The organism is Streptomyces sp. bgisy027 (assembly GCF_057710365.1).
This window is the reverse complement of the sequence record NZ_JBYIVZ010000001.1, coordinates 380,145-406,477: the sequence shown is the minus strand read 5'-3', so window position 1 is coordinate 406,477 and position 26,333 is coordinate 380,145. Positions and strand designations below refer to the sequence as shown.

At 72.4% G+C, this 26,333-nt stretch carries 25 protein-coding genes; 15 read left to right on the top strand and 10 right to left on the bottom strand.

All coding sequences use genetic code 11. From position 1 onward, the window contains the following. Nucleotides 1–33: 33 nt before the first annotated feature. Both hemW and AC3ETA_RS01795 read left to right on the top strand, forming a co-directional pair. Entirely contained in the window at nucleotides 34–1,266 is a 1,233-nt protein-coding gene (gene hemW / locus AC3ETA_RS01800) for a radical SAM family heme chaperone HemW (RefSeq protein ID WP_432191007.1), read from the top strand. Between the two features lie 100 nt (nucleotides 1,267–1,366). Continuing rightward, complete coding sequence (locus tag AC3ETA_RS01795; protein ID WP_432191006.1) at nucleotides 1,367–1,939, top strand: Uma2 family endonuclease; 573 nt, start codon at nucleotides 1,367–1,369, stop codon at nucleotides 1,937–1,939. On the opposite strand, the gene AC3ETA_RS01790 is transcribed toward AC3ETA_RS01795, so the two are convergent. Together AC3ETA_RS01790 and AC3ETA_RS01785 are read right to left on the bottom strand one after the other, a co-directional pair. Next, nucleotides 1,929–2,732 carry a DUF3097 domain-containing protein gene (locus AC3ETA_RS01790; RefSeq protein WP_432191005.1) on the bottom strand — a complete coding sequence of 268 codons (804 nt, stop codon included), beginning with the start codon at nucleotides 2,730–2,732 and terminating at the stop codon, nucleotides 1,929–1,931. The two genes, AC3ETA_RS01795 and AC3ETA_RS01790, sit on opposite strands and share 11 nt — an antisense overlap. Nucleotides 2,733–2,763: 31 nt before the next feature. After that, nucleotides 2,764–3,507, bottom strand: a complete 744-nt coding sequence (locus AC3ETA_RS01785) for an MBL fold metallo-hydrolase (protein WP_432191004.1) — start codon at nucleotides 3,505–3,507, stop codon at nucleotides 2,764–2,766. Between the two features lie 164 nt (nucleotides 3,508–3,671). On the opposite strand from AC3ETA_RS01785, the gene hrcA reads away from it, so the two are divergent. From hrcA to AC3ETA_RS01740, 9 genes are all read left to right on the top strand, one after another. Beyond that, on the top strand, nucleotides 3,672–4,688 hold the full coding sequence (gene hrcA, locus AC3ETA_RS01780) for a heat-inducible transcriptional repressor HrcA (RefSeq protein ID WP_432191003.1): 1,017 nt from the start codon (nucleotides 3,672–3,674) through the stop codon (nucleotides 4,686–4,688). Continuing rightward, on the top strand, nucleotides 4,689–5,825 hold the full coding sequence (dnaJ, locus tag AC3ETA_RS01775; protein WP_359046827.1) for a molecular chaperone DnaJ: 1,137 nt from the start codon (nucleotides 4,689–4,691) through the stop codon (nucleotides 5,823–5,825). Nucleotides 5,826–5,993: 168 nt separating this feature from the next. Further along, a complete protein-coding gene (locus AC3ETA_RS01770; protein WP_432191002.1) occupies nucleotides 5,994–7,079 on the top strand; it encodes a nitronate monooxygenase in 1,086 nt (361 codons plus the stop codon). Next, nucleotides 7,076–7,825, top strand: coding sequence for a 16S rRNA (uracil(1498)-N(3))-methyltransferase (locus AC3ETA_RS01765; RefSeq protein ID WP_432191001.1), 750 nt, complete (start codon nucleotides 7,076–7,078; stop codon nucleotides 7,823–7,825). Before AC3ETA_RS01770 ends, AC3ETA_RS01765 begins: the two co-directional genes overlap by 4 nt. A gap of 452 nt (nucleotides 7,826–8,277) precedes the next feature. After that, on the top strand, nucleotides 8,278–8,835 hold the full coding sequence (locus tag AC3ETA_RS01760) for a hypothetical protein (RefSeq protein ID WP_432191000.1): 558 nt from the start codon (nucleotides 8,278–8,280) through the stop codon (nucleotides 8,833–8,835). A 147-nt stretch (nucleotides 8,836–8,982) separates the two neighbouring features. Next, nucleotides 8,983–12,156 carry a S41 family peptidase gene (locus tag AC3ETA_RS01755; RefSeq protein ID WP_488187626.1) on the top strand — a complete coding sequence of 1,058 codons (3,174 nt, stop codon included), beginning with the start codon at nucleotides 8,983–8,985 and terminating at the stop codon, nucleotides 12,154–12,156. A gap of 97 nt (nucleotides 12,157–12,253) precedes the next feature. Beyond that, nucleotides 12,254–12,607 carry a histidine triad nucleotide-binding protein gene (locus AC3ETA_RS01750; RefSeq protein WP_432190999.1) on the top strand — a complete coding sequence of 118 codons (354 nt, stop codon included), beginning with the start codon at nucleotides 12,254–12,256 and terminating at the stop codon, nucleotides 12,605–12,607. A gap of 12 nt (nucleotides 12,608–12,619) precedes the next feature. After that, a complete protein-coding gene (locus AC3ETA_RS01745; protein WP_432190998.1) occupies nucleotides 12,620–13,525 on the top strand; it encodes a ribonuclease Z in 906 nt (301 codons plus the stop codon). A gap of 20 nt (nucleotides 13,526–13,545) precedes the next feature. Then, the gene (locus AC3ETA_RS01740; RefSeq protein ID WP_432190997.1) at nucleotides 13,546–14,538 is read left to right on the top strand and encodes an adenosine deaminase; all 993 of its coding nucleotides are present in this window, start codon (nucleotides 13,546–13,548) and stop codon (nucleotides 14,536–14,538) included. 16 nt (nucleotides 14,539–14,554) lie between these two features. On the opposite strand, the gene AC3ETA_RS01735 is transcribed toward AC3ETA_RS01740, so the two are convergent. Further along, nucleotides 14,555–15,796, bottom strand: coding sequence for an MFS transporter (locus tag AC3ETA_RS01735; protein WP_432190996.1), 1,242 nt, complete (start codon nucleotides 15,794–15,796; stop codon nucleotides 14,555–14,557). Between the two features lie 202 nt (nucleotides 15,797–15,998). Continuing rightward, nucleotides 15,999–16,787, bottom strand: a complete 789-nt coding sequence (locus tag AC3ETA_RS01730) for an IclR family transcriptional regulator (protein ID WP_432190995.1) — start codon at nucleotides 16,785–16,787, stop codon at nucleotides 15,999–16,001. Between the two features lie 150 nt (nucleotides 16,788–16,937). On the opposite strand from AC3ETA_RS01730, the gene AC3ETA_RS01725 reads away from it, so the two are divergent. From AC3ETA_RS01725 to AC3ETA_RS01715, 3 genes are all read left to right on the top strand, one after another. Continuing rightward, the gene (locus AC3ETA_RS01725) at nucleotides 16,938–17,834 is read left to right on the top strand and encodes a 5-dehydro-4-deoxyglucarate dehydratase (RefSeq protein WP_432191062.1); all 897 of its coding nucleotides are present in this window, start codon (nucleotides 16,938–16,940) and stop codon (nucleotides 17,832–17,834) included. Next, nucleotides 17,831–19,120, top strand: coding sequence for a glucarate dehydratase family protein (locus tag AC3ETA_RS01720; RefSeq protein ID WP_432190994.1), 1,290 nt, complete (start codon nucleotides 17,831–17,833; stop codon nucleotides 19,118–19,120). The genes AC3ETA_RS01725 and AC3ETA_RS01720 overlap by 4 nt, the downstream gene beginning before the upstream one ends. Nucleotides 19,121–19,302: 182 nt before the next feature. Continuing rightward, a complete protein-coding gene (locus AC3ETA_RS01715; RefSeq protein ID WP_432191061.1) occupies nucleotides 19,303–20,418 on the top strand; it encodes a carbohydrate kinase family protein in 1,116 nt (371 codons plus the stop codon). Between the two features lie 81 nt (nucleotides 20,419–20,499). On the opposite strand, the gene AC3ETA_RS01710 is transcribed toward AC3ETA_RS01715, so the two are convergent. The 3 genes from AC3ETA_RS01710 to AC3ETA_RS01700 all read right to left on the bottom strand — a co-directional run bounded on the left by AC3ETA_RS01710 (nucleotide 20,500) and on the right by AC3ETA_RS01700 (nucleotide 22,590). Continuing rightward, nucleotides 20,500–21,300 carry a VOC family protein gene (locus AC3ETA_RS01710; protein WP_432190993.1) on the bottom strand — a complete coding sequence of 267 codons (801 nt, stop codon included), beginning with the start codon at nucleotides 21,298–21,300 and terminating at the stop codon, nucleotides 20,500–20,502. 86 nt (nucleotides 21,301–21,386) lie between these two features. After that, nucleotides 21,387–21,740 carry a cytidine deaminase gene (locus AC3ETA_RS01705; protein ID WP_432190992.1) on the bottom strand — a complete coding sequence of 118 codons (354 nt, stop codon included), beginning with the start codon at nucleotides 21,738–21,740 and terminating at the stop codon, nucleotides 21,387–21,389. Between the two features lie 28 nt (nucleotides 21,741–21,768). Further along, entirely contained in the window at nucleotides 21,769–22,590 is an 822-nt protein-coding gene (locus AC3ETA_RS01700; RefSeq protein ID WP_432191060.1) for a helix-turn-helix transcriptional regulator, read from the bottom strand. A 149-nt stretch (nucleotides 22,591–22,739) separates the two neighbouring features. On the opposite strand from AC3ETA_RS01700, the gene AC3ETA_RS01695 reads away from it, so the two are divergent. Next, on the top strand, nucleotides 22,740–24,200 hold the full coding sequence (locus AC3ETA_RS01695) for an MFS transporter (RefSeq protein ID WP_432190991.1): 1,461 nt from the start codon (nucleotides 22,740–22,742) through the stop codon (nucleotides 24,198–24,200). On the opposite strand, the gene AC3ETA_RS01690 is transcribed toward AC3ETA_RS01695, so the two are convergent. Genes AC3ETA_RS01690 through ybeY form a run of 3 tightly spaced genes read right to left on the bottom strand, consistent with a single transcriptional unit; the run spans nucleotide 24,162 to nucleotide 26,319 of the window. Beyond that, a complete protein-coding gene (locus tag AC3ETA_RS01690; protein WP_271663735.1) occupies nucleotides 24,162–24,521 on the bottom strand; it encodes an MmcQ/YjbR family DNA-binding protein in 360 nt (119 codons plus the stop codon). The two genes, AC3ETA_RS01695 and AC3ETA_RS01690, sit on opposite strands and share 39 nt — an antisense overlap. Continuing rightward, nucleotides 24,518–25,825 (bottom strand): hemolysin family protein, encoded by a 1,308-nt coding sequence (locus tag AC3ETA_RS01685; protein ID WP_432190990.1) that lies wholly within the window; start codon nucleotides 25,823–25,825, stop codon nucleotides 24,518–24,520. The genes AC3ETA_RS01690 and AC3ETA_RS01685 overlap by 4 nt, the downstream gene beginning before the upstream one ends. After that, complete coding sequence (ybeY, locus tag AC3ETA_RS01680; RefSeq protein ID WP_388167591.1) at nucleotides 25,822–26,319, bottom strand: rRNA maturation RNase YbeY; 498 nt, start codon at nucleotides 26,317–26,319, stop codon at nucleotides 25,822–25,824. The genes AC3ETA_RS01685 and ybeY overlap by 4 nt, the downstream gene beginning before the upstream one ends. Between the last annotated feature and the right edge of the window lie 14 nt (nucleotides 26,320–26,333).

The following is a 26,333-nucleotide window of genomic DNA, read 5'->3' as shown; positions in this document are numbered from 1 at the left end:
GGGACACTCGCCCAGTACGGGACAATGGAACCCATGCCCTCCGCACTCCCCGACGGCGAGCCCGTTCCCGACGACGGCGCGCTGCCCGCCGCCGCGCTCACCGGGACCGCCGACCGCCCCCTCGGCTTCTATCTGCACGTCCCGTACTGCGCGACCCGCTGCGGCTACTGCGACTTCAACACCTACACCGCGACCGAGCTGCGCGGCACCGGCGGAGTGCTGGCCTCCCGCGACAACTACGCCGACACCCTCGTCGACGAGGTCCGCCTGGCCCGCAAGGTCCTCGGCGACGACCCGCGCGAGGTCCGCACGGTCTTCGTCGGCGGCGGTACGCCCACCCTGCTGGCCGCCGGTGATCTCGTACGGATGCTGGGGGCGATCCGCGACGAGTTCGGGCTGGCGCCCGACGCGGAGATCACCACGGAGGCGAACCCGGAGTCGGTGGACCCGGCCTATCTGGCCACGCTCCGCGAGGGCGGCTTCAACCGGATCTCCTTCGGCATGCAGAGCGCGAAGCAGCACGTGCTGAAGATCCTCGACCGCACGCACACACCCGGCCGCCCCGAGGCCTGCGTGGCGGAAGCCCGCGCGGCGGGCTTCGAGCACGTCAACCTCGACCTGATCTACGGCACCCCGGGCGAGTCCGACGACGACTGGCGGGCCTCGCTGGAGGCGGCGCTCGCCGCCGGACCCGACCATGTCTCGGCGTACGCCCTGATCGTCGAGGAGGGCACCCAGCTGGCCCGCCGCATCCGCCGGGGCGAGGTCCCGATGACGGACGACGACGTCCACGCGGACCGCTACCTGATCGCGGACGAGGTGATGTCGGCGGCCGGATTCGACTGGTACGAGGTCTCCAACTGGGCCACCTCCGAGGCCGCCCGCTGCCTGCACAACGAGCTGTACTGGCGCGGCGCCGACTGGTGGGGCGCGGGCCCCGGAGCCCACTCGCACGTCGGCGGGGTGCGCTGGTGGAACGTCAAGCACCCGGGCGCGTACGCGGGCGCCCTGGCGGCGGGACGGTCACCGGGCGCCGGGCGCGAACTCCTGTCGGAGGAGGACAGGCGGGTCGAGCGGATCCTGCTGGAGCTGCGGCTCCGGGAGGGCGCACCGCTGGCACTGCTCCGTCAGGAGGGACTCGCAGCGTCGCGCCGGACCTTGTCGGAGGGGCTACTACAGGCCGGTCCGTATGAGGAGGGGCGTGCGGTACTGACGCTTCGGGGGCGGTTGCTGGCGGATGCGGTGGTCAGGGACTTGGTGGACTGATCACTCGGGCGAGTGAATCGGTGCGGAACGTCGGTTCGGTCCCTAACCTGATTCGTAGGCTGCCGCCAAAAGGACGCGGCGGATGTGGAGGGCCACGGAGATGACCGCTGTGGATGATCGCCGGGTGCATGAGGCATTCGAGAACCTTGAGGTCCCCGAGGGCTTCAAGGCTGAGCTCATCCGGGGGGAAATCGTGATGATGGCCGGACCCGACAAGGTCCACAACCGCATCGTGCAGGCAGTGCAAGATCAGATCCCGTCGGCCGGATGGGACCGGCTGCAAACGCAGGACGTCGCCTTTCCCGGTCAGGACAGCGAGCCACAACCGGACCTCGTCGTCCTGGAGGTCGGCGCCGATGACGGCCCCGGGCGGCTCGTGCCCGCAGGTGCCGTGACCTTGTTGGTGGAGGTCGTCTCCAAGACCAGCGTCCACCGTGACTACGTGGAGAAGCGGTCGATCTACGCAGCCGGTGGGGTCCCCGCATACCTGATCATTGACCCCTTCGAAGCCAAGTGCCTGGTGTTGTCGGAGCCGATCGGGAGCGGTGTTTCGGCCGACTATCAGTCGGAGCGAACCCGTAAGTTCGGGGATTCGGTGCCGCTGCCATGGGTGAGCATCGATCTGGACACGAGCAGGTTCGGCACCTTGCCGCCGCTCGGTGCTACGCCGTGACGAAGTCGATCAGTTCCTCCACCCTCCCCAGCAACTCCGGCTCCAGGTCCTTGTAGGACCCCACCCGCTGGAGAATCGCCTGCCACACTGCCCCGGTGTTGTCCGACGGCCAGCCCAGGGCCCGGCAGACCCCGGTCTTCCAGTCCTGGCCGTGCGGGATCCGGGGCCATGCCTCGATGCCGAGGGCCGACGGCTTCACCGCCTCCCAGATGTCGATGTACGGGTGGCCCACCACCAGGGCGTGCTCGTTCGTCACCGACTCGGCGATGCGCCACTCCTTGGTGCCGGGCACCAGGTGGTCCACCAGGACGCCCAGGCGCGCGTCCGGACCGGGTGCGAATTCGGCCACGATCGACGGCAGGTCGTCGACGCCCTCCAGGTACTCCACGACCACGCCCTCGATGCGCAGGTCGTCGCCCCACACCTTCTCGACCAGCTCGGCGTCGTGCCGGCCCTCCACGTAGATACGGCCGGCGCGGGCAACGCGGGCGCGGGCGCCGGGGACCGCGACCGAACCGGACGCCGTACGGGTGGGGCGTACCGGAGCCGCCCCCGACGGGCGGACCAGCGTGACGGCCTTGCCCTCCAGCAGGAATCCGCGCGGCTCCAGCGGGAACACCCGGTGCTTGCCGAAGCGGTCCTCCAGGGTCACCGTGCCCGCCTCGCAGCGGATCACCGCGCCGCAGAACCCCGTGCCGGGCTCCTCGACCACCAGGCCGGGCTCCGCCGGGACCTCGCGGACGGGCTCGGGCTTCTTCCAGGGCGGGGTCAGGTCCGGGGAGTACTGGCGCATTCGGATGACGATAGGAGAAGCACGCCCGCGCTCACTGCGACACGCCGAATTCCGACGCGAGCTCGTCGCGCTGGCGCCGTACGAACTCCGCGTCCACCACCGCTCCGTGACCGGGCACGTACAGCGCGTCCTCACCGCCCAGGGACAGCAGCCGGTCCAGCGCGGCCGGCCAGTGCGAGGGCACCGCGTCGGGACCGGCCTGGGGCTCGCCCGACTCCTCCACCAGATCGCCGCAGAAGACCACCTCCCGATCGCCTGTGACGTCGCCCGGCACGAACACCACGAGGTCGTGCGCGGTGTGGGCGGGGCCCAAGTTCGCCAGCAGGACCCGGCGGCCACCGCCCAGGTCGAGCGTCCACTCGCCGCTGACCTGGTGTCGTGGCCGGATCAGCGCGTCCACCGCCTCCTCCGCCGCGGCCGGATCCAGACCGTGGCGCACCGCGTCGGCCCGCAGCTCCTCGCGCGCCTGCCGGCCGTCGAGCACCGTGTCCATGCCGACCGGGCCGTAGACCTCCGCGCCCGCGAACGCGGCCGCCCCGAAGACATGGTCGAAGTGGGGATGCGTCAGCGCGAGATGAGTCACACGGTGACCGGCGAGCAACTGCGCCTGCGTACGCAACCGCACGCCCTCCGCCAGGCTCGACCCGGCGTCGACGACCAGCGCGCTGCCGTCCCCCACGACCAGCCCCGCCGTGCAGTCCCACCCCGGGAGCCGGCACCTGCCCACCCCGGACGCCAGCCGCTCCCATCCCAGCTCTTCCCAAGTCACCGTCATGCGGCGACGCTAGCGGGGACACCCGCGTCGAGCACGGCGGACCTGGCCCGGCCTTGCCCGGGGTGTACCCCACCGCCGTACACTGGCCGGGGACGGCTGGCACTCGGATGGACAGAGTGCCAGGAAAGATGTCAAGGGGAACGAGTTCTGGAGGTGTGCGCGAGATGCTGAGCGAACGCAGGCTCCAGGTGCTGCGCGCCATCGTCCAGGACTACGTCGGGACGGAGGAGCCGGTCGGCTCCAAGGCGCTCACCGAGCGGCACAACCTCGGTGTCTCCCCGGCGACCGTCCGCAACGACATGGCGGCCCTGGAGGACGAGGGCTTCATCGCCCAGCCGCACACCAGTGCCGGGCGCATCCCCACCGACAAGGGTTACCGGCTGTTCGTCGACAAGCTCGCCGGCGTCAAGCCGATGACCCCGCCCGAGCGACGCGCCATCCAGAACTTCCTCGACGGCGCCGTCGACCTCGACGACGTCGTGGCCCGCACGGTACGGCTGCTCGCGCAGCTCACCCGGCAGGTCGCCGTCGTGCAGTACCCGTCGCTGACCCGGTCCACCGTCCGGCACGTCGAGCTGCTCTCGCTCGCGCCCGCGCGGGTGATGCTCGTGCTGATCACGGACACCGGCCGGGTCGAGCAGCGGATGATCGACTGCCCGGCGCCCTTCGGCGAGGCCTCGCTCGCGGATCTGCGGGCACGGCTGAACAGCAAGGTCGCGGGGCGGCGCTTCACCGATGTGCCCAGGCTCGTCGAGGACCTCCCCGAGGGCTTCGACCACGAGGACCGCGGCACCGTCTCGACCGTGCTCTCCACCCTCCTGGAGACACTCGTCGAGGAGAACGAGGAGCGGCTGATGATCGGCGGCACCGCCAATCTCACCCGCTTCGGGCATGACTTCCCCCTCACCATCCGGCCGGTCCTGGAAGCCCTGGAGGAGCAGGTCGTCCTCCTCAAGTTGCTTGGCGAGGCCGGGGATTCGGGCATGACCGTGCGGATCGGGCACGAGAACGCCTATGAGGGACTCAACTCCACTTCAGTGGTCTCGGTGGGCTACGGTTCGGGCGGCGAGGCAGTCGCCAAGCTCGGCGTGGTCGGACCGACCCGCATGGATTACCCGGGAACGATGGGAGCGGTACGCGCAGTGGCACGTTACGTCGGACAGATCCTGGCGGAGTCGTAAGTGGCCACGGACTACTACGCCGTGCTCGGCGTGCGTCGCGACGCGTCGCAGGAAGAGATCAAGAAGGCCTTCCGGCGGCTCGCCCGCGAGCTGCACCCGGACGTCAACCCGGATCCGAAGACCCAGGAGCGGTTCAAGGAGATCAACGCCGCTTACGAGGTGCTGTCGGACCCGCAGAAGAAGCAGGTCTACGACCTCGGCGGCGACCCGCTCTCGCAGGCGGGCGGCGCGGGCGCGGGCGGCTTCGGCGCCGGTGGCTTCGGCAACTTCTCGGACATCATGGACGCGTTCTTCGGTACGGCGTCCCAGCGCGGTCCGCGCTCGCGCACCCGGCGCGGCCAGGACGCGATGATCCGGCTGGAGGTCGAGCTCGACGAGGCGGCCTTCGGCACGACGAAGGACATCCAGGTCGACACGGCCGTCGTCTGCAACACCTGTAGCGGTGAAGGGGCCGCACCCGGCACCTCCGCCCAGACGTGTGACATGTGCCGCGGCCGCGGTGAGGTGTCCCAGGTGACGCGGTCCTTCCTGGGCCAGGTCATGACGTCGCGGCCCTGCCCGCAGTGCCAGGGCTTCGGCACCGTCGTCCCGACGCCGTGCCCCGAGTGCGCCGGCGACGGCCGCGTGCGGTCCCGCCGCACCCTCACGGTCAAGATCCCGGCCGGTGTCGACAACGGCACCCGGATCCAGCTCGCCGGTGAGGGCGAGGTCGGGCCCGGCGGCGGTCCCGCCGGTGACCTGTACGTCGAGATCCACGAACTCCCGCACTCCACGTTCCAGCGGCGCGGCGACGACCTGCACTGCACGGTGACGATCCCGATGACGGCGGCGTCCCTCGGCACCAAGGTGCCGCTGGAGACGCTGGACGGCATGGAGGAGGTCGACATCCGGCCCGGCACCCAGTCCGGCCAGTCGATCCCGCTGCACGGCCGCGGTGTCACGCATCTGCGGGGCGGCGGCCGCGGCGACCTCATCGTGCACGTCGAGGTCCAGACCCCGACCAAGCTGGACCCCGAACAGGAGCGGTTGCTGCGCGAGCTGGCCAAACTGCGGGGCGAGGAACGCCCGCAGGGGCAGTTCCAGCCGGGTCAGCAGGGGCTGTTCTCGCGGCTGAAGGATGCTTTCAACGGTCGCTGACCCGTGGGTGGGGGCGGCTCGCCGTGGCCGGGGGCTGCCGCCCCCGGACCCCCGCTACGGCCCTGAAGGGGCCTCGTCCTCGAACGCCGGACGGGCTTCCTTCAGCCGGCTCCCGCCAAGCGGTAGACCCGATTCGGACTTGTTCGGAGGACGTGACAACATGCCGTCATGTCCTCCGCGCTGACCGATCTTTTCCCCCATCCGATCGTGCAGGCCCCCATGGCGGGCGGCGTCTCCGTGCCGCATCTCGCTGCCGCCGTGTCCGAGGCCGGTGGGCTGGGCTTTCTCGCCGCCGGGTACAAAACCGCCGACGGGATGTACCAGGAGATCAAGCAGCTGCGGGGACTGACCCAGCGCCCCTTCGGCGTGAACGTGTTCATGCCGCAGCCCGAGTACGCCGACGCGGCCGCCGTGGACGTCTACCGTCACCAGCTCGCCGGTGAGGCCGCCTGGTACGAGGTCGAGCTGGGGGACCCGGACAGCGGTCGCGACGACGGCTACGACGCCAAGCTCGCCGTGCTGCTCGACAACCCGGTGCCGGTCGTCTCCTTCCACTTCGGCGTGCCCGGCGCCGAGGTACTGGAGTCCCTGCGCCGCGCCGGCACCGTCACCCTCGTCACCGCCACCACCCCGGACGAGGCACTCGCCGTGCAGCGGGCCGGTGCCGACGCCGTGATCGTGCAGGGCGTCGAGGCCGGCGGCCACCAGGGCACCCACCGCGACCACCCCGAGACCGACTGCACCGGAATAGGGCTGCTGTCGCTTCTCGCCCAGGTCCGCGAGACCGTCAGCCTGCCGCTGGTCGCCGCCGGCGGCATCATGCGCGGCAGCCAGATCGCCGCCGTCCTCGCGGCCGGCGCCGGCGCCGCCCAGCTCGGCACCGCCTTCCTCATCACCCCGGAGTCCGGCGCCAACGCCCTGCACAAGCAGGCGCTGACCAACCCCCTGTTCGTGCGCACCGAGCTGACGCGCGCGTTCTCCGGACGCCCCGCGCGCGGCCTCGTCAACCGCTTCATGCGCGAGCACGGCCCGTACGCCCCCGCCGCCTACCCCGAGGTCCACCACCTCACCTCGCCGCTGCGCAAGAAGGCCGCCGCGTCCGGCGACCCGCAGGGCATGGCGCTGTGGGCCGGGCAGGGCCACCGCATGGCCCGCGAACTCGCCGCCGGGCGGCTGGTGGAGGTCCTGGTCGCCGAACTGGACGCGGCGTCGACAGCGTTGTCGGCCTACCCGGAGGGCGGTGCGGCCGGATGACCGCGCCGGTCTTCGTCGTCGAGTCGATGGAGCGGGCCGGCGGCGCCGAGTTCGTGCTCGACGGTCCCGAGGGCCGGCACGCCGTCTCGGTGAAGCGGCTGCGGGCCGGCGAGGACGTCGTCCTCACCGACGGGCACGGCCGCTGGGCCGAGGGTGTGGTCAAGGCGGCCGAGGGCAAGGACCGGCTGGTGCTGGAGCTCGGTGCCGTGGCCGAGGAGGCCCCCGAGCGGCCCCGGATCACCGTCGTGCAGGCCCTGCCCAAGGGCGACCGCGGTGAACTCGCCGTCGAGACCATGACCGAGACCGGCGTCGACGCGATCGTGCCGTGGGCGGCCGCCCGGTGCATCACGCAGTGGAAGGGCGAGCGGGGCCTCAAGGCGCTCGGCAAGTGGCGGGCCACCGCCCGCGAGGCCGGCAAGCAGTCGCGCCGGGTGCGCTTCCCCGAGGTCGCGGACGCGGCGACGACCAAGCAGGTCGCGGCGCTGCTCGCGGCGGCCGACTTCGCCGCCGTACTGCACGAGGACCGCGACTACGGCAGCGAGCCCCTCGCGACCGCCGACCTGCCGGCCGAGGGCGAGATCGTGCTCGTCGTCGGGCCGGAGGGCGGGGTGTCGCCGGAGGAGCTCGTCCTCTTCGAGGAGGCGGGGGCGAAGGCGTACCGTCTGGGCCGTACCGTCCTGCGCACCTCGACCGCCGGAACCGCGGCGACGGCACTGCTCCTCGGCCGTACCGGCCGCTGGTCCTGACATCGGTCGCGCGTCCGGTTCGCAACCCGGTGGAATGGTGTTCGGCTCATCGCGCGCGATGGGCGGTTGGCGTTGCCACGGTCATCGCGTCCGACAGGACCTACCGCCGGACGGGCGGGAAGTGACGCCTGTGGAGGCCCAGCTCCGGCGAGTGCGGCTCGGGGCCGCCACGCGCGTGCGGGCGCCGTCCGGGCGGAGGTTCAGGACCTCACGGCACATGTCGCCGTCGTGGTGCTTGTGCCGGACGCTCCACAGACACGTCGTCCGCTCGTCGGCGACGAGCCCGCGCGGTCGGCGGTGGCGTCGCATCCGGCCACACCACGGCGCCGGGCACCGCCCGGTCTCCGGGTTCTCAGGGCCGGTTGGGCGGCACCCGATGGTGACGTCCGAGGTCCTGGAGTGGCCGTATGCGCTCTACCGCGTCGGCCGGGACAGTGGCAGGCTCCCCTCCCATGGGGGCATTCAGGAGGATTCCAGGTCGCGTGGACCGGCGTGCGGGGCGCGGCGTGCGGGTGGCCGGTGCCGCCGGGATCGTCGTGGTCGCGGTCGGCGGGCTGGGCGCCTGCGACCCGGGCGGACTGAGCAGCGCGACCGTCGCGTTCACCACCGACCAGACCGTGACCGCGGAACTGGAGCGGCAGAAGGCCGACGTGCAGTGGCTCAACTGCACCGGCTCCTACGACGGCGGCGGCAACAAGAGCTCCGGTGCCACGGCGAGCGAGAACACCGTGGTCAAGGTCGACTGCGAGGGCGAGACCGGCGACGGCAAGGACATCGTCGTCACCGGCCGGATCACCCGGGCCGTCAGCGGCGCCTGTGTGCGCGGGGACCTGGTCGCCAAGATCGACGGCAAGGAGTGGTTCCACGTCAACGGGCTCGGCAAGTGCGACGCCACACCCTCGCCCGTGAACCCGGGCGGCGGACAGCAGCCCGGGCCCACCGTCACGGTGACCGTCACCAAGACCGTCTACTGCAAGGAACACCCGAACTGCTGGCCGGAGGGCAAGTGACCGCTTCCCCCGGGCGGCGCGGGCAAGTGATCCAAAGGGCTGTTCGCGCACGCCGCCCTTGCTTAGGGTGATCGGGTGACACAGTCCGCGACGGCCGTGACGACCTCGGCCTCCCTCCCGCCGGCCGCACACCCCTCGTCCGCGTATCTGCGGTACCCGCATCTGCACGGCGACCTGGTCGCCTTCACCGCCGAGGACGACGTGTGGATCGCCCCCCTCGACGGCGGCCGCGCCTGGCGGGTCAGCGCCGACAACGTGCCGGTCTCCCGGCCGCGCATCTCGCCCGACGGCACGACCGTCGCCTGGACCTCCACCCGCGACGGCGCCCCCGAGGTGCACATCGCGCCGGTCGACGGCGGCCCCTCCAGGCGCCTGACGCACTGGGGCAGTTGGCAGACCCGGGTGCGCGGCTGGACCCCGGACGGCCGGGTCCTCGCGATCAGCACCCGGGGCCAGGCCGGCAGCCGCCGCACCTGGGCCCACACCGTCCCGCTCGACGGCGGCCCCGCGACCACCCTGCCCTACGGCCCCGTCGGCGACGTCGTGCACGGGCCGCACCTGGTGCTCGCCTCCGCGCCGATGGGCCTGGAGGCCGCCCGCTGGAAGCGCTACCGGGGCGGTACGGCGGGCAAGCTGTGGATCGACCGGGAGGGCGCGGGCGACTTCGTACGGCTCCACGAAGAGCTGGACGGGAATCTCGAGGACCCCGTGTGGGTGGGGGACCGGATCGCCTTCCTCTCCGACCACGAGGGCGTCGGGGCCCTGTACTCCTCGCTCGCCGACGGCTCCGACCTGCGCCGGCACACACCGGTCGACGGCTTCTACGCCCGGCACGCCGCGAGCGACGGCACCCGGGTCGTGTATGTGTCCGCCGGTGAACTCATGTTGCTGGACGACCTCGACGGCGCCGAGCCGCGCCGGCCGGACATCCGGCTCGGCGGGCAGCGCACCGACCGGCAGCCGTATCCGCTGAACGCCGCCCGCTCCTTCGGGGAGGCCGCGCCCGACCACACCGCGCGCGGCAGCGCCGTCTGCGTCCGGGGCACCGTGCACTGGGTCACCCACCGTTCCGGCCCCGCCCGCGCACTGGCCGCCGAGCCCGGCGTACGGGCCCGGCTGCCCCGCACCTTCCGCGCGGACGGCGAGGAGTGGGTGGTGTGGGTGACGGACGCCGACGGCGACGACGCGCTGGAGTTCGCCCCGGCGACCGGGCTCGCGCCCGGGGCCACCCCGCGGCGACTGGCCGCCGGACAGCTCGGGCGGGTGCTGGAGCTGGCCATGGCGCCCGACGGGAGCCGGGCGGCGGTCGCCGCGCACGACGGCCGGGTGCTGTTCGTCGAGCGGGAGAGCGGCGAGGTCCGCGAGGTCGACCGCAGCGTGGACGGTGACGTGTCGGGGCTGGTCTTCTCGCCCGACTCGGCCTGGCTCGCCTGGTCGCACCCCGGCCCGCGCCCGCTGGCCCAGCTCAAGCTGGCCAACACCACCGACCTCTCGGTCTCCGAGGCGACCCCGCTGCGGTTCCAGGACTACGCGCCCGCGTTCACGCAGGACGGCAAGCACCTGGCGTTCCTGTCGACGCGTGCCTTCGACCCGGTCTACGACGAGCACGTCTTCGACCTGGCCTTCGTGGTCGGCTCCCGCCCGCACCTGATCACGCTGGCGGCCACGACGCCGTCCCCCTTCGGTCCGCAGCGGCACGGCCGCTCCTTCGACGCGCCGGACAAGGAGGAGACCCCCGACAGCGAGGGCAGCCCCACCACCCGTATCGACCTCGAAGGGCTCGCCGACCGGATCGTGCCGTTCCCCGTCGAGGCCGCCCGCTACACCGGCCTGCGGGCCGCGAAGGACGGCGTGCTGTGGCTGCGGCACCCGGTGCGCGGAGCCCTCGGCGCCTCCCGGGCCACGCCCGACGACCCCGAGCCCAAGACCGAGCTGGAGCGCTACGACCTCCTCCAGCGGCGCGTCGAGCATCTCGCCGACGACGCCGACGACTTCGAGGTCAGCGGCGACGGCAAGCGGGTCCTGCTGTGGACCGACGGCAGGCTCAAGGTCGTACCGAGCGACCGGCGGGCCTCCGGCGACGAGGACAGCGACTCCAACATCACCGTGGACCTGACCCGCGTACGGCAGCGGATCGACCCGGCCGCCGAGTGGCGGCAGATGTTCGACGAGGCCGGCCGCATCATGCGGGACCACTTCTGGCGGCCCGACATGAGCGGGGTGGACTGGCCGGGCGTCCTGGACCGCTACCGCCCGCTCCTCGACCGCGTCGCCACCCACGACGACCTGATCGACCTGCTGTGGGAGGTGCAGGGCGAGCTGGGCACCTCGCACGCCTACGTGTCGTCGCGCGGCGGATACGGCGGCGGGGCCCGGCAGGGACTGCTCGGCGCGGACATCTCCCGTCACGCCGACGGGAGTTGGCGCATCGACCGGATCCTGCCGTCGGAGACCTCGGACCCCGACGCACGGGCACCGCTGGCCGCGCCCGGCGTCGCGGTGCGGGCCGGCGACGCGATCGTGGCCGTGGCCGGGGTGCCGGTGGACCCGGTGACCGGGCCGGGACCGCTGCTCGTCGGCACGGCGGGCAAGGCGGTCGAGCTGACGATCTCGCCGGCCGGCGGCGGGGACGTACGGCACGCGGTCGTGGTGCCCATCGCGGACGAGCAGCCGCTGCGCTACCACGCGTGGGTCGCGGACCGGCGGGCGTACGTCCACGAGAAGTCCGGCGGCCGGCTCGGCTACCTCCACGTGCCGGACATGCAGGCCCCGGGCTGGGCGCAGATCCACCGCGACCTGCGGATCGAGGTGGCCCGGGAGGGACTCGTCGTGGACGTCCGGGAGAACGGCGGCGGGCACACCTCCCAGCTGGTCGTGGAGAAGCTGGCCCGGCGGATCGTCGGCTGGGAACTGCCGCGCGGGATGCGGCCGTACAGCTACCCCCAGGACGCGCCCCGGGGACCCGTGGTGGCGGTCGCGGACGAGTTCTCCGGGTCGGACGGGGACATCGTCAACGCGGCGATCAAAGCGCTCGGCCTCGGACCGGTCGTGGGCACCCGGACCTGGGGCGGTGTGATCGGGATCGACAGCCGGTACCGGCTGGTCGACGGCACGCTGATCACCCAGCCGAAGTACGCCATCTGGCTGGAGGGCCACGGCTGGGACGTCGAGAACCACGGCGTCGACCCGGACGTGGAGGTGTTCCAGCGCCCACAGGACTGGGCGGCGGGCAGGGACACCCAACTCGACGAGGCGATCCGCCTGGCCCTGGAAGGGCTTGAGGAGCGGCCGGCCAAAGCGCCGCCGAGTCTGCCCACCTAGGGGCGCGGGGAACTGCGCGATCAACCCCCACGTGGCGGCACCCGGCGACGATACGATGCCCCCCGTGAACCGAACCGGCCCAACCCCCGGAGGGAACATGGCAGGGGAGCCGCAGGACGACTGCTTGTTCTGCAAGATCGTCGCGAAGCATGTTCCGGCGACGATCGTGCGGGAGACGGAGACGACCGTCGCCTTCCGGGACATCAACCCTCAGGCGCCCACCCACGTCCTGGTCATCCCCAAGGCGCACTACAAGGACGCCGCCGCCCTCGCCGCCGCCGAGCCGGCCCTCGCCGCGGACGTCCTGCGCGAGGCCCGGACCGTCGCCGACGAGGACAAGCTGGAGAGCTACCGCGTCGTGTTCAACACCGGAGCCGGCGCCGGCCAGACCGTGTTCCACGCGCACGCCCACGTCCTCGGCGGCCGTGGCCTGCAGTGGCCCCCCGGCTAGGCCGAAGCAGTCGTGTCCGTACGTGAGTTGGTCGTCCTCGGGACCGCGAGCCAGGTCCCGACCCGGCACCGGAACCACAACGGCTATCTGCTGCGGTGGGACGGCGAGGGCATCCTCTTCGATCCCGGCGAGGGCACGCAGCGCCAGATGCTGCGGGCCGGCGTCGCGGCCCACGACCTGAACCGGATCTGCGTCACCCACTTCCACGGGGATCACTCACTGGGGCTCGCCGGGGTCATCCAGCGGATCAACCTCGACAAGGTCCCGCACCCCGTGACCGCCCACTACCCGCGGTCCGGTCAGCGCTTCTTCGACCGGCTGCGGTACGCCACCGCCTACCGTGAGACCGTCGACCTCACGCAGGCCCCGGTCGACACCGACGGAGTCATCGCCGACACCGGCGGCTACACCCTGCACACCGCCCGGCTGTCGCACCCCGTCGAGTCGTACGGCTATCGCCTCGTCGAGCCCGACGGCCGCCGTATGCTGCCCGAGCGGCTCGCCGCGCACGGCATCAAGGGCCCGGACGTGGGCCGGCTCCAGCGCGAAGGCGTCCTCGGCGGTGTCTCGCTGGACGACGTGAGCGAGTTCCGGCGCGGACAGCGCTTCGCGTTCGTCATGGACACCCGGCTGTGCGACGGCGTGTACACCCTCGCCGAGGGCTGCGACATGCTCGTCATCGAGTCCACCTTCCTGGACCAGGACGCTGAACTCGCCGCCGAGCACGGTCATCTGACCGCCGGTCAGGCCGCCCGGGTCGCGCTCGGCAGTGGAGTACGGCATCTCGTGCTCACGCACTTCAGCCAGCGCTACACCGAGCCGGCCGATTTCGAGCGGCAGGCACGGGACGCCGGGTTCGACGGGGAGCTGACGGTCGCGCACGACCTGCTGAGGGTCCCGCTACCAAAACGTCGGTAATGCCGCCGTACGATGCGTTGATGCCCCTCCCCAAAGCAGAACTGCACCTCCATGTCGAAGGCACCCTTGAACCGGAGCTCGCCTTCGAGATGGCCGCTCGCAACGGCGTCACACTGCCCTACGGCGACACCGACGAGCTGCGCAAGGCGTACCAGTTCGAGGATCTGCAGTCCTTCCTGAACCTGTACTACGAGCTCATGGCCGTCCTGCGCACCGAGCAGGACTTCGCGGACCTCGCGCACGCCTATCTCGCGCGGGCCGCCGCCCAGGGCGTGCGGCACGCGGAGATCTTCTTCGACCCGCAGGCCCACACCAAGCGGGGCGTCGGGCTGGGCACGGTCGTCGAGGGACTGTGGCGGGCGCTGGGCAGCAGCGAGGCCGACCACGGGGTCTCCACCCGGCTCATCATGTGCTTCCTGCGCGACGACTCCGCCGAGTCGGCCATGGAGACGCTGCGGGCCGCCGAGCCGTATCTCGACCGGATCACCGGCGTCGGCCTGGACTCGGCCGAGGTCGGCCATCCGCCGGTGAAGTTCCGCGAGGTCTACGAGGCGGCCGCCCGGCTCGGGCTGCGGCGCGTCGCGCACGCCGGCGAGGAGGGCCCGCCCGCCTACATCACCGAGGCGCTGGACGTTCTCGGCGTCGAGCGCGTCGACCACGGGCTGCGCTGCATGGAGGACCCGGCGCTGGTCGAGCGGCTGGTGCGGGAGCGGGTGCCGCTGACCCTGTGCCCGCTGTCGAACGTGCGGCTGCGGACCGTCGACACCCTCGCCGACCACCCGCTGCCCGCGATGCTCGACGCCGGGCTGATGTGCACGGTCAACTCCGACGACCCGGCCTACTTCGGCGGGTACGCGGGCGACAACTTCGACGCGGTGCGCTCGGCGCTGGGCCTGGACCGGGAACGGCTCCGGGAGCTGGCCCGCAACTCCTTCCTCGCCTCCTTCCTGGAGGACGACGAGGAACTGCGGGCGCGGTATCTCGCCGAGGTGGCGGGCTACGCGTTCGGCTAGCCCGCCGGGCGGCCGCTCAGGTGGCGGCGGTCAGGCGGTCGGGGGCGGCCGGGGAGGCTTCGACGGTGTCCAGTGGGATCTCGACGACCTCGACCACCTCGACGACCTCCGCCGTCTCGGCGACCTCGCCGCTCGTGCGGGCCAGGCGGCCCAGCGCAACGGCCGTCATGGGGACGGAGACGACCAGCAGTCCCACCGCGAGGACCGCGCCCATGACCGGGAACCCGGCCCGCGCCGACAGCACGCTCCCGGCCAGCGGGCCCGCGGCCGTGCCCAGCGACGCCGCCGAACCCACGAGCACCGCCCAGCGGCCCCGTGGGTCGAGGGAGGCGGCGAGGCCGATGACGTACGACAGGACGATCGGGTAGATCGTGTTCCAGGCGATCTCGCCGGTCGCGAACGTCGGCAGATCGGTGGCGGACGCGCTGAGCGCGATGCAGCCCGCGATGAGGACCGTGCCGGCGCCGATCGGCAGGGCGAGGCCGAGCCGCGGGCCGAGCGCGCCCGCCCCGGTCACGCCGAGCAGCCCGGCGCCGAGCGCCACGGCGAACACCGCGCCGACCGTGGCCTCCGTCAACTGCGCCTGCGTGAGGCCGATCCGGCCGCTGACGCCCCACAGGGAGTTCTGGGCCAGGGACCAGCACAGCATGCAGCCGGCCAGGGCCAGGCCGGGACGCAGGTGGGGGAGCCGTGCGACGGGCCGGCGTGACTCGACCGTCGGCGCGTCGACCGGGATACGGCCCGTCAGCGGCCATACGGCGACGGCCGTGAGCGCGATGGCGGCCAGCGGCTGGCCATGGCCCGCACCGAGGTGCGGGACCGTCAGGTAGACGGCGCCCGCGAGGGCGGAGACGCCGAGCAGGCCGGCCGTGGTGGTCCGGTGGGGGTCCCGCTGGGCGGCGATACGGGTGGCCGCGACGGCAGTGGCCGTACCGGATCCGAAGCCGCCGACCAGGACGCCGAGGACGACGGCCGGGACGGCGTGCGCGAGGGCCGCGCCGCCGTAGCCGAGCAGGGCCAGGGTGAGGCCGATCCGGGCCGGCCTGCGGGCGCCGAAGCGATCCACGCGGGAGGCCAGCAGGAAGCCGGCCGAGGCCGAACTCAGCAGCAGCGCGCTGCCGACGGCACCGGCCTGGGTGGGGGAGAGCGGAAGTCCGGAGTCGAGCCTGCCGACGACGGTCGGCAGCAGATACGGAGCGAGGTACCCGGCCGTGAAAAGGGCAATGAGAGGCCAGGGGGTGGTGCGGGGGGCGAACACGGGCGGTCCCAGGGCATGCGAAAGGAGCGGCACAGAAAAAGGGGGAGGGGCGCATGCCGTCGACGGACAGGACCGCGCGGGCAATTTGTATCAAGCGGAGGGAGCCGCGAAGAAGTGGGGACGGAGTGATCTGAGGCACATTCCGTTTGCGGTGAGGGAAGGGGGGTAGTCGTGATGCTCGCCCGTGCCTCGTCGGGTACTCTCAGCTGCGCCAGTGCACCGAGCCGCCCCTGCCGCCGGGGGCCCTCGCCTCGATCTTCGCCCGGGTCTCCCGCAGCACCGCGACGATCCGCTCCTCGTGCGCGGCCGACAGCCGGGCCACCGGCACCGAGCAGCTGATCGCGTCCTGCGCCGGGGTGTCGTAGCGCAGCGCGAAGCCGAAGCCGACGATGCCGAGGACGCCCTCCTCGCGGTCGATCGACCAGCCGCGCGCCCGTACCTCGGCGAGGTCGGCGGCCAGCGCCTCGCGGCTGGTACGGGTGTTGGGGGTGAGTGCCCGGTAGGGGCCCTCGGGCAGGTCGCCGTCGGGGCGTTCGGCGAGCAGTGCCTTGCCCAGGGCGCCGACGTGCGCCGGCAGCCGGCGGCCGACCCGGCTGATCGTCCTGAGGTACTCGTGCGACTCGCGCGTCGCCAGGTACGCCACGTCCCGGCCGTCCAGCCGCGCCAGGTGGATCGTCTCGCCCAGCGCCTGCGACGCCTCGTCGAGGTACGGGCGCACCAGGCGCACACGCGGGTCGGAGTCGAGGTAGCTGGTGCCGGTGAGCAGGGCGTGGATGCCGATGCCGTAGAGCGAGCCGGTGACATCGGTGCGGACCCAGCCGCGCGAGATCAGGGTCTGGAGCAGCGCGTACATGGAGCTGCGCGGCACCTCCAGCTCGTCGGCCAGCTCCTGGAGACGCGCGGGCCGGTCGCCGCGCGAGGCGAGGAGTTCGAGGAGCTCGACCGTGCGCGCCGCGGACTTCACCTCGCGTACGCCGCCTGTCTCTGACATGGGCCGATCGTAATCGGACGGGCCGTGCGATTGACGGTCACCGTTCGCGTATCTAATCTCAGTTCTTATACGTGGAAGGCGTCCACATGGGGAGATGACAGGGTGAGCCTCAAGACGGACACGGACACGATCCGCCGGCTGCGGCACGGCATGACACGCGGCGTGCTGTCGTTCCCGCTGACGAGCTTCCACGACGACGGCTCGCTGGACGCGGACGGCTGCCGCGCCCATGTCGCCGCCCAGCTCGCCACCGAACCCGGCGCGGTCTTCCCCGCCTGCGGCACCGGCGAGTTCTTCTCGCTGGACGAGGACGAGTACCGCGTCGTCGTCACCGCGGCCGTCGAGGAGGCCGGCGGCCGGGTGCCCGTGGTGGCCGGGGCCGGGTACGGCTGGGCACAGGCCGCCCGGTTCGCGCGGATCGCCGAGGAGGCCGGCGCCGACGCCCTCCTCGTCCTGCCGCACTACCTCGTCGCCGCCCCGCAGGACGGCCTGGTCGCCCAGCTGGAGCAGCTCGCGGCCCGGACCCGGCTGCCGCTGATCGCCTACCAGCGGGGCCAGGTCGCCTTCACCGCCGACTCGTTGCGCCGCATCGTGCGCATCCCCGGCGTCATCGGCATCAAGGACGGCCACAGCGACCTCGACCGCCTCCAGCGCCTCACCCTGGCCGCGCCCGAGGGCTTCCTGTTCTTCAACGGCGCCGCCACCGCCGAGATCCAGGCCCGCGCCTACGCCACCGTCGGCGTCCCCGCCTACTCCTCCGCCGTGCACGCCTTCGCCCCCGAGATCGCGAACGCCTTCTTCGCCGCCCTGCGCGACGGCGACCACGGCTTCGCCGACAAGCTGCTGCGCGACTTCTACGTCCCGCTCGTCGAACTGCGCGACCGGGTGCCCGGCTACGCGGTCTCCCTGGTGAAGGCGGCCGCCCGGCTGCGCGGCCGCCCCGTCGGACCCGTGCGCGCCCCGCTCACCGACCCCTCGCCCGGCGACCTGGCCGAGCTCAGGGCCCTGCTCGTCACCGGACTCGACCTCGTGGGAGCCGTGCTGTGAACCTCACCATCACGGGCGTACGACTGACGCCGATCCTGGTCGCCGACCCGCCGCTGCTGAACACCCAGGGCGTCCACCAGCCGTACACGCCCCGCCTGATCGTGGAGGTCGAGACGGCCGACGGGATCACCGGTGTCGGCGAGACATACGGCGACACCAAGTACCTGGAGCCGGCGCGGCTCTTCGCGCGGAAGCTGGTCGGACGCGAGGTCACGGACCTGAACGGCCTGTTCGCCGTCGCCGACGAGGTGGCCGTCGACCGGTCCCGGGTCTCGGGCCAGGTCGACGTCGGCGGGCTGCGCGGTGTCCAGACCGCCGACAAGCTGCGGCTGTCCGTCGTCTCCGGCTTCGAGGTCGCCTGCCTCGACGCCCTCGGCAAGGCGCTCGGGCTGCCCGTGCACGCCCTGCTCGGCGGCAAGGTGCGGGACGCGGTCGAGTACAGCGCGTACCTGTTCTACAAGTGGGCCGGCCATCCGGAGGGCGTGCCCGCCCGGAAGGACGACTGGGGCGCCGCCGTCGACCCGGCCGGGGTCGTCGAGCAGGCGCGCAGGTTCAAGGAGACGTACGGCTTCACGTCCTTCAAGCTCAAGGGCGGCGTCTTCCCGCCGGACGAGGAGATCGCGGCCGTCCGGGCGCTCGCCGAGGCCTTTCCCGGGCATCCGCTGCGCCTCGACCCCAACGGGGCCTGGTCGGTGGAGACCTCGCTGAGGGTGGCGCGGGAGCTCGGTGACGTCCTGGAGTACCTGGAGGACCCCACCCTCGGCACGGCCGGCATGGCCGAGGTCGCCGCGCGCACCGGCGTCCCGCTGGCGACCAACATGTGCGTGACGACGTTCGCGGAGATCAAGGAGGCGTTCGCGTCGGACGCCGTGCAGGTGGTCCTCTCCGACCACCACTACTGGGGCGGGTTGCGCAACACCCGGCAGCTGGCGGCGATCTGCCGCACCTTCGGCGTCGGGGTGTCCATGCACTCCAACACCCACCTCGGCATCTCCCTGGCCGCGATGACCCACGTGGCGGCCACCGTGCCGGACCTCCACCACGCCTGCGACTCCCACTACCCCTGGCAGTCCGAGGACGTCCTCACCGAGCGCCTCACCTTCGAGGGCGGCAAGGTCGCCGTGCCGGACGGCCCCGGCCTCGGCGTCGAACTCGACCGGACCCGCCTCGCCGAGCTGCACCGCCGGTGGCTCGATGACGACGGCACCCTCAGGGACCGCGACGACGCGGCGGCGATGCGGATCGCGGAACCGGGCTGGGTCACACCGCGGGTGCCGCGCTGGTAGAGGCGGTCCGGGGCGGGCAGCGGCCGCTCCACCTGGACGGACGGGCGGCTCGGGCAAGATCGTGGTGGCGTTGTCAGTGGCTTGGTGCACACTGGCCAGATCGGCACCACGTCAGGGAGCGCACCGTGACCACGCCCACCGCGCCCACCGGAAGAGGACCCTCGCCCCAGCGGCCGTCGGCCATGGCGGCGGGACCGTACCGCCGCGCCCAGGTCGACCCGCTCGCCGGCCTGCGCGTGCCCGCCGACCCGCCCTGGGACGTGTACCTCACCGGCACCGTCTTCCTGGACATCATCTTCACCGGCCTCGACTCCGCCCCGGTGCGCGGGACCGAGTCCTGGGCGCGCGGCATGGGCTCCAGCCCCGGCGGCGTGGCGAACATGGCCACCGCCCTGGCCCGCCTCGGCCTGCGGACGTCACTCGCGGCGGCCTTCGGCGACGACCACTACGGCGACTACTGCTGGGACGCGCTGGAGCAGGGCGAGGGCATCGACCTCTCGCCGTCGCGCACGGTCCCGGGCTGGCACTCGCCCGTCACGGTGTCGATGGCCTACGAGGGGGAGCGCACGATGGTCTCCCACGGCCACGAACCGCCCCCCGAGCCCGTGCCCCTGCCCGAGGGGGCACCGGAGTGCCCGCCGCGCGCCCGTGCCGCCGTGGCCTCCCTGGTGCCGGGCACCCGAGCACCCTGGATCGCGCAGGCCGCGAGCAAGGGCACCCGGATCTTCGCCGACGTCGGCTGGGACGACACCGGGGCGTGGGACCTGGCGGGGCTGGCGGACCTGGAGCACTGCGAGGCGTTCCTGCCGAACGCCCAGGAGGCGATGCGGTACACGCGCACCGACTGCCCCCGCAAGGCGGCCCACGCCCTGACCGAGCACGTCCCGGTGGCGGTCGTCACCCTCGGCGCGGAGGGCGCGTACGCGGTGGACGGCAGGACCGGGGAGACCGCCGTCGTCCCGGCCATCGCGGTGGAGGCCCTGGACCCGACCGGTGCCGGTGACGTCTTCGTCGCCGGGTTCGTCACCGGCACCCTGGCCGACTGGCCGCTCGCCGACCGCCTCGCCTTCGCGGGCCTGACGGCCGCCCTCTCGGTCCAGGAGTTCGGCGGGTCCCTCTCCGCCCCCGGCTGGGCCGAGATCGGCGCCTGGTGGCGGCAGGTCCGCTCCCTCGACCGGCAGGACCCCGAGGCCCTGCGCCGGTACGCGTTCCTGACGGACCTCGTGCCGAAGGACGCGGAAAGACCCTGGCCGCTGCGCAGGGCGGTGCCGACGATCGGCTTCAGACGGTCGGCGTGAGCACGGCCCGGCCCAGGACGGCGTCGCCTGCGCCGGCACCGCGAAAGGCGCTGCGGGCAGCCGGCGGGAGAGCGGCCCGACTCAGCTCGGGGCCACCGGCTTCAGCACCACGAAGTCCGCCTTCGACGGGTCCACGCACACGGCCAGCCGGCCGACACCCTCGGCGTCCTCCGGACCCATCTGCACACTGCCGCCGTTCTCGGTGACCTTGGCGACCGCCGCGTCGCAGTCGTCGACGTTGAAGACCGGGTGCCAGTACGGCCGCCCGCCCGCCAGCGCGAGGTTCTCCGCCGGCAGCTCCATGAGACCGCCCTGCATCCGGTCCTCGGGCAGCCCGGCGGGCGTGATGATGGTGTACGCGCCACCGCCGCCCGGCAGTTCCATGTCGCCGTACCGCCAGCCGAAGATCCCGGCGTAGAACTCCTTCGCGGCCGCGGCGTCGGTCGTGTACAACTCGGTCCAGGACAGCGAGCCCGGCTCGTCCGCCAGCTCGAAGCCCGAGTTCTTCCCCGGCTGCCACACGGCGAACTGCCCGCCCAGCGGATCGGTGAACTGCGCCATCCGGCCCCAGTCCTCCAGGTCCATCGGCGCCACCCGCAACGTGCCGCCCGCGCTCTGCACCGCCTGCGCCGTGGCGTCCGCGTCCGTGACGGTGTAGTAGATCATCCAGGCCGAGCGCGCGCCCTCCTCGGTGAGCTTGCCGAGTCCGGCGACGGTCTTGCCGTCCTTCTTGAACATGCCGCCCTGGAATTCCTCGCTCTCCCCCATGGACTCGTAATCCCAGCCGAGCACCGCACCGTAGAAGGCCGCGGAGGCCCGGACGTCGGGAGCGCCGAGGTCGAGCCAGCAGGGGGAACCCGGGGCCTGGTCGGTGGTGATCATGACGATTCCCTTCCGCCGATCCTGTATGCCCTCAGCGTGACACCGGGCACTGACAACCGCCCGTCGGCTCCGCCCCGCGTCGAACCTCAGCCCGCCGTCACCGTGGTACGCACCGACCCGTCCGGCCCCGCCACCAGCACCGGCGTCCCCGGCCCGCCGAGGTCGCGTACCGCGGCCCGGTCCGCGTCCGAGGCGCCCTCCGCCTCCGTCACGACCGCCGCCGCCTCCAGCGACGTCGCCCCCGACGCCACCGCCATCGCCACCGCCGTCTGGAGCGCGCTCAGCTTCAGCGAGTCCAGGGCGACGGTCCCCGCGACATAGGTACGGCCCGTCTCGTCCCGTACGGCAGCACCCTCGGGCACGGCGTTGCGGGCCCGCGCGGAACGGGCCAGGGTGACGATCTTGCGGTCCTCGGGGTCGAGCGCGCTGTTGTCGGTCATGCGCTGAGCATACGTAGCGCCACCGGCCCTATCCGGCCACGGGGTACATCGCCCCGCGCCGGCCCTCCGGGGACGCCAGCCACTCCAGCTTGGCCGCGGTGTTCGCCTCGTCCAGCGGTGTGTGCAGCACGATCGACAGATCGGGCCGCACCGGCATCCGCATCACGCTCGACTCCATGCACAGCAGCCCGACCAGCGGATGCTCCAGCTCCTTGCGGATCTGCCCGGCGTCCTCGATGTCCCGGCGCTCCCACAGCGCGGTGAACTCCGCGCTGGACTCCTTCGCCTCGGCCAGCACGGCCTGGAACCCCTCGTCGTCGGGGGAGGCCGAGCACACCGCGCGGAACTGCGCCACGACGGTTGCCGCGTTCGCCTCCCAGCTCCTGGAGCGCGAGCGGTACATCGGGTCGGTGAAGAAGTCGATCAGACAGTTCCACCGCTTGCCGGGGCGCATGCCGAGCACCGTCGCGGCCGCGTCGTTGTGCAGCACGCCGTTGTAGTACCTGTCCATGATGTGCGCCGGGTACGGCATCCACGTGTCGATCAGCCGCCGCAGCCCGTCGCACATGTCCTGCTTCCCGGGCGTCACTTCGGGCGCCGGCGGATTCAGCCCCGCCAGCAGATACAGGTGCCGGCGCTCGGCGTCGCTCAGCCGCAGCACCCGGCCGACGGAGTCCAGCACCTGCGGCGACACGGAGATCTCCCGCCCCTGCTCCAGCCACTGGTACCAGGAGGCGCCCACCCCGGCCAGCACGGCGACCTCCTCGCGCCGCAGCCCCGGTGTCCGGCGTCGCGCGCCACCGTCGGGCAGTCCCGCCTCGCCCGGTGTCACCCGGGCCCGCCTGCTCATCAGGAACTCGCGCAGCTCGCGCCGCCGATGACTCTTCAGCGTGCCCTCGGACACGTACCGATCCCCCCTGATCGCGTTGGCTGGTGGTGCCACCACCAGCACAACTTCCCGCTCCCCACGGCTATTCCGACGCCGGCAGGCTCTTGCCCATGGCGATCGACACTCCCTCACCCACCTCCCCGCCCACCCCCGCGCCGCTGCCCGACACCCCCCGGATGCCGACGCGCGACAGACTCGTCCTGTTCGTCCTGTGCGCCGCCCAGTTCATGGTCGCGCTCGACTTCTCCGTGCTGAACGTCGCCCTGCCCGTCCTCGGCGCCGACCTCGGCATGAGCCAGTCGGCACTCCAGTGGGCGGTCACCGCGTTCGCGCTGCCGTCCGGCGGCTTCCTGCTCCTGTTCGGCCGCATCGGCGACCTCTACGGCCGCCGCAGGCTGTTCCTCACCGGGCTCGCCCTGTTCGCCGCCGCCTCGGTGCTCGCGACATTCGCCTGGGACCCGGCGTCGTTCCTCGCCGGACGCGCCCTCCAGGGTCTCGGTGCGGCGGTCATCGTCCCGACCGGTATGTCCCTGCTGACGACCACGTTCGCCGAGGGCCCCGCCCGCGACCGGGCGCTCGGCATCTCCGGGACGCTGATGTCCCTCGGCTTCACCATCGGCATGGTGGCCGGCGGCATCCTGACCGACGCGCTCGGCTGGCGCTCCACGATGGGCCTGCTCGCGGTCTTCGCCCTGGTCGTGCTGCCCCTCGCGCCCGGCCTGCTGCCCGAGTCCCGCACCCCGGAGCGCCCGCACCTCGACGTCCCCGGCGCGATCACCGTCACCGGCGGTCTGCTGTCCCTGATCTACGCCCTGACGACGGCCGCCGACCACGGCTTCGCCCGCGCCGACGTCATCGCGACCCTGATCGCCGGCCTCGCGCTGCTCGCCGCCTTCGTGGTCGTGGAGTCCCGCACCGCCGCTCCGCTGGTCTCCCTGCCCATGCTGCGCCGCCGCACGGTGGCGTGGGGCAACGTCGGCGGCCTTGTCACCTTCTCGATGATGTCGACAGTGATCTTCGTGCTCACCCTGTACCTCCAGGAGATCCTGCGCCTGTCGGCCTGGGAGACAGGTCTGGTCTTCGGCGTCCAGGGCGTGGTCTCGGTCGTCGCGGGCGCGTTCACCCCGAGGTTCGTCAGCCGCCTCGGCGCCCGCCGCACCCTGGTCCTCTCCCTCACGGGGCAGGGCGGCTTCATCTCCGCGCTGGTGTTCCTGAACACCGAGACCTGGTCCGTCTGGCTCGCCACGGCCGCCGTGTCGCTGGCCAGCATGTTCCACCTGGGCGCGATCATCTCCTACGGCCTGACGGTCACCTCCGGCGTCCCGAACGAGGAACAGGGCCTGGCGACCGGCCTGGTCACCTCCACCCAGCAGATCGGCCTCACGGTCGGCATCCCCCTGCTCGGCGTCCTCGCCACCACCGCGGGTGACCTGCTGTCCGGCACCCGCACGGCGATGGCCTTGAACGCGGCGATCGTCCTGACCGCCGCGGCACTTGTCGGCCTCGGACTGCGCGTTCGGCGGACGGCCGGGTCAGGGGCGGTCGAGGCGGAGGCGCTCGGCTCTCGGTAGACCGGCGACGACCAGGTCGTAGGAGTCCTCGACGAGCTCCCGGACGAGGCGGTCCGGGAGCTCGCCGTCGGCCGTGACGGTGTTCCAGTGCCGTTTGTTCATGTGGTACCCGGGGATGATCAGGCCGGGGTGCTCGCCGCGCAGGCGGACCGCGTCGTCCGGGTCGCACTTGAGGTTGACCGTCAGGGGGCGGGCGTCCAGGTTCGTCAGGGCGAAGAGCTTGCCGAGGACCTTGAAGACCGAGGTCTCCGGATTGAAGGGGAAGTCCTCCACGGCCGCGTTGAACGACAGGCAGAAGGCGCGCAGTTCCTGGGGGGTCACACGGACTCCTTCTCCTCCTCCGGGGGCACGAGGGGACCCACCGGCACGACGAGCACGGTCACGATCTTGTTCCGGCGGCCGGCCGCAGCCTCCGCCGTCAGCCTCAGCGCGCGGCCGTCCGGCAGCTCCACCACCGACGACGCCCCGGCGATCGGGACCCGGCCCAGCGCTTTCGCCAGCAGACCGCCGACCGTCTCCACGTCCTCGTCGTCGTACTCGTCGAGGCCGTACAGCTCGCCCAGGTCGGTGATGTCCAGGCGGGCGGTGACGCGGTAGCGGTCCTCGCCCAGCTCCTCCACCGGCGGCAGCTCACGGTCGTACTCGTCGGTGATCTCGCCGACGATCTCCTCGAGGATGTCCTCGATGGTGACGATGCCGGCGGTGCCGCCGTACTCGTCGATGACCACGGCGACGTGATTGCGCTCCTTCTGCATCTCGCGCAGCAGGTCACCGGCGTTCTTGGTGTCGGGCACGAAGAACGCGGGCCGCATCGCCGTCGACACCAGCTCGCTCTCCGCGTCCCGGGAGATGTGCGTCTTGCGGGTGAGGTCCTTCAGGTACACCATCCCGACCACGTCGTCCTCGCTCTCCCCGACGACCGGGATCCGCGAGAAACCGGAGCGCAGGGCGAGGGTGAGGGCCTGCCGGATGGTCTTGTAGCGCTCGATGACGACGAGGTCGGTGCGCGGCACCATGACCTCGCGCACGAGGGTGTCGCCGAGCTCGAAGACCGAGTGCACCATGCGGCGCTCCTCGTCCTCGATCAGCGACTCCTTCTCGGCGAGGTCGACCAGCGCGCGCAGCTCCGCCTCGGAGGCGAACGGGCCGCGCCGGAAGCCCTTGCCGGGGGTCAGCGCGTTGCCGATGAGGATCAGCAGATAAGGGATCGGGCCCATGACGCGGGCCAGCGGCAGCAGGATGTACGCCGCCGCCGTCGCCGTGTTCAGCGGGTGCTGGCGGCCGATGGTGCGCGGGGACACCCCGACGGCGACGTACGACACCAGGACCATCACGGCTATGGCGACCAGCAGCGCCTCGGTGGTGCTGTCGAACTCCTGCAGACAGGCGTACGTGACCAGCGCGGCGGCGGCCATCTCGCAGGCCACGCGCACCAGCAGCGCCACGTTCAGATAGCGCGTCGGGTCGGCGGCGACGAGCGCGAGCTTCTCGCTCCCGCGCCGCCCGCTGCGTACGGCCTCCTCGGCACGGAAGCTGGAGACGCGCGCCAGGCCCGCCTCCGCGCAGGCGGCGAGCCAGGCGACGACCACCAGGGCGATGGCGCCTGAGACGAGGGCGGGACTCATGACACGGTCGGGGCCGGGGAGGGACCGGTCAGGCCCTTCTCCGCGCGCCAGCCGTCCACGATGGCCGCCTGGAGACCGAACATCTCGGCCTTCTCGTCGGGCTCCTCGTGGTCGTACCCGAGGAGGTGCAGCACACCGTGGACGGTGAGCAGCTGGAGCTCCTCGTCCATGGTGTGCTGCGTGGGTGCCTCGGCCCCCTGCTTGGCGGCGACCTCGGGGCAGAGCACGATGTCGCCGAGCAGCCCCTGCGGCGGCTCGTCGTCGTCCTTCGACGGCGGGCGCAGCTCGTCCATCGGGAAGGACATGACATCCGTGGGCCCCGGCAGGTCCATCCACTGGATGTGGAGCTGCTCCATGGCGTCGGCGTCCACGACGATCACCGAGAGCTCGGAGAGCGGGTGGATGCGCATCCGAGCGAGCGCGTAGCGGGCGATGTCGAGGATCGCCTGCTCATCGACCTCGGTGCCGGACTCGTTGTTGACGTCGATCGACATGGGCTTGCGTGTTC